This is a genomic window from Moraxella sp. HMSC061H09 (assembly GCF_001809255.1).
GTDB classification, from domain to species: Bacteria; Pseudomonadota; Gammaproteobacteria; order Pseudomonadales; family Moraxellaceae; genus Moraxella; species Moraxella catarrhalis.
Genome location: NZ_KV796832.1, coordinates 1 through 751 on the forward strand (window position 1 = coordinate 1; position 751 = coordinate 751).

1 pseudogene is annotated in these 751 nt (G+C 39.5%); it reads left to right on the forward strand.

The window, feature by feature from the left end:
• Positions 1 to 453 (forward strand): annotated as a pseudogene (locus HMPREF2573_RS09470) (hemolysin); the annotation flags it as partial.
• Positions 454 to 751 lie beyond the last annotated feature (298 nt).

The following is a 751-nucleotide window of genomic DNA, read 5'->3' on the forward strand; positions in this document are numbered from 1 at the left end:
GCGGAGGCGGTTCAAAATAATGCTTTAGTAAAATCTGATGACATAAAAAACTTTTATCTGCATTATAATACATTTTGCTCCTCTGGATCTTCAGCAGCTTGCGATGCAATCATACATCAATGGAAATATGTCAGCTATGAACATGCTGGCATGACTTCTCAGGAAATAGTAGCATGGGAAAATAGCGTTACACAAATTATTGAGCATTATAATCGCCAGTGTAAAGATAATACCTGTCGTAATCATTTGAGATCTCAAAAATATCGATATATGATTGAACATGCGGGTACTCCTGAGTATTTGTATCAATTGGAAAGCTCGCTTATTACTTATATTCATGGACCAATGGCTGCTGTAACTGCTGCAGGCCATCAAATTTCAGGTTCTGTTGTAGAAGCTTATAATGCGGTTTCGAGACAGTCGGTTAGAGAGGTGGTAGTCGAACGCAAGTAAATAATTCAGCGAAAGCTCAAAAGCCGTTAAGTAATACTAGCAGTAATTATCAGCAAACCAACAAGAAAGCAGTTGAGGACTTACGACAGGGAGTATTCCCTGGGAAGGGTGAGATTGGCCAATCCAGAGAAATGCAAAAAAGTACAGATCCGAATAAAGTAGCAGATGATTTTGCCCAACAGTTTTTAGGAAGAAAGCCTACCGCTGATGATTATAAACAGGGTGCTACGATGAATAATAATAATTGCCAAGGGTGTTGGAGGGCACAAACTCCCGATGGTACCTGGGTGATATATAG